General features: G+C 60.4%; 3 protein-coding genes. All 3 read right to left on the bottom strand.

Annotation, left to right across the window (positions count from 1 at the left end):
• On the bottom strand, positions 1–426 hold a 426-nt coding region (locus AC1D0Z_RS20700; protein WP_477660043.1), incomplete at its 3' end, for a type 2 periplasmic-binding domain-containing protein.
• Between the two features lie 12 nt (positions 427–438).
• On the bottom strand, positions 439–1,284 hold the full coding sequence (locus tag AC1D0Z_RS20695; protein WP_477660042.1) for a putative hydro-lyase: 846 nt from the start codon (positions 1,282–1,284) through the stop codon (positions 439–441).
• Between the two features lie 101 nt (positions 1,285–1,385).
• Positions 1,386–1,873: LysR family transcriptional regulator substrate-binding protein (locus AC1D0Z_RS20690; protein ID WP_477660041.1), on the bottom strand; the 488-nt coding region annotated here is incomplete at its 5' end.

The following is a 1,873-nucleotide window of genomic DNA, read 5'->3' as shown; positions in this document are numbered from 1 at the left end:
CGATTGACCGGGCCAGGGCACGGAGAACAGCACCTTGACCCCCTGAGAGGCCAGCAGCTTGTCCTGGGCCGGTTTGGCCGCCACATACAGGCGTTTCGCATCAGCGTAACTGGTGGCCAGGAAGGGAATGGAGTCAACACCGAACAGCGGATTCTCGTTGGCCGCGCCGGAAAGGATGAACTCCGCGGCCTGCACCTGGCCGGTCTGCACCGCACGCTTGATCTCATTGGCCTTGTAAAGCGAACCACCCGCATGCAGGGTGATCTTGAGTTTCCCGCCGGTAAGCTGGTCCACCTCCGTGGCGAACTGCTGCACGTTCTGGGTCTGGAAACTGTTGGCACCGTAGCCGGTGGGCAGATCCCATTTTGTCTGGGCCTGGGCAAACCCGGCACAGGCAAGCGTCAAACCAAAAATAAGTGTCCTCATCAAAAGCTCCTTCTAGAAACTGGCAAGTTGGTGGTTCAAAAGATCGGTAATCAGCATCGCGCCCGGTGCGTGGGTGATGCAGAACTCGGGACGGGCCTGCATGATGGCCGCCTGCGGCGTGACACCGCAGGCCCAGAAAACGGGAATTTCACCCGGCAACACTTCGACGGCGTCGCCGTAGTCCGGCTTGGTGAGATCGGCAATGCCGATCTGGGCCGGATCACCGATGTGCACCGGCGCGCCGTGCACATCGGGGAAACGCGAGGTGATCTGAACGGCGCGGATCGCGTCGGCCGCCTTGAACGGCCGCATGGTGACCACCATGGGCCCGTGGAAGGGACCTGCCGGCTCGGTGGCTGTCGTGGTGCGGTACATCGGGACATTGCTGCCCTGGTCGATATGCCTGATGCGCAGACCCGCTTCCTGCAGGGCTTGCTCAAAAGAAAATGAGCAGCCGAGCACAAACGTCACCATGTCTTCGCGCCACAGCGCACCGATGTCTGTGGGCTCATCGGCCAGTTCCCCATGGCGCCACACGCGGTAGCGCGGCAGATCGGTGCGGATGTCAATGTCCGCACCCAGCGCGGGCAGTTCCGCATGCCCCGGCTCCGACACCGCCAGCACCGGACAGGGTTTTGGATTGCGCTGGCAGTAGCGCAGGAAGTCGCCGGCGTCGGCTGCCGGAAGGATGACCACGTTGCCCTGCACATGACCGTTGGCCAGGCCGCTCGTCTGCRAAGTCCAGTGGCCCTGCCGGATGACGCCACGAACGTGTGCCGCATTGTTGATGCCGCCTGCGCCGAAAACCGAGAGTGCCGATTCAGTCGATGTGCTCACCAGAAAATTCCCCGTTTGCATATGTCACTTTCATGACGATGGGCGAATTGTGTAAGCGTCGGTGACCTTCAGCAAATTCGAAATATTTTGCTTACGTCATCGATTTTTTCGATGATCAGTATTTACCCTGATGCACCTTTTTTGCCTGTTTTTGCAGCCTTGGCCGCCGGCTTGCGAACCGTTTTGGTGCCGGACCCCGTACTCTCCGCGGCAAACTGCACGGCCGACCTGACCACCGTCTCGACCACCGATGAAGTCGGGTCGGTGCGGTAGCTGGCGTGGATCGGCAGTGACTTCACACGGGTGTCGCAGGCAAGCAATTTCAGGCTGGCAAACCCTGTCAGGCGCTGCACCGCGATGCGCGGCAAAAGGGCCACGCCAAAGCCGCCCTGCACCAGCTGGACCATCGCGGAAATCGACGAAATGGCATGCACCTTTTTGGGCTCCATGCGGTTCTGCTTGAACAGGTCGACCAGCGTGACGTGCGGCTGAGAGCCCTTCTGAAATGTCAGCAACTCCATCTCGGCGAGCTCATCCAGCCGGTAATTTCTTTTTTTATGCAACGCAGGATTCCCGACAAAAGCCATGTCCATGGGCGGTAGCGCCTGGT

The organism is Polaromonas sp. P1_E3 (assembly GCF_056405935.1).
This window is presented reverse-complemented; position numbering and strand designations above follow the sequence as displayed.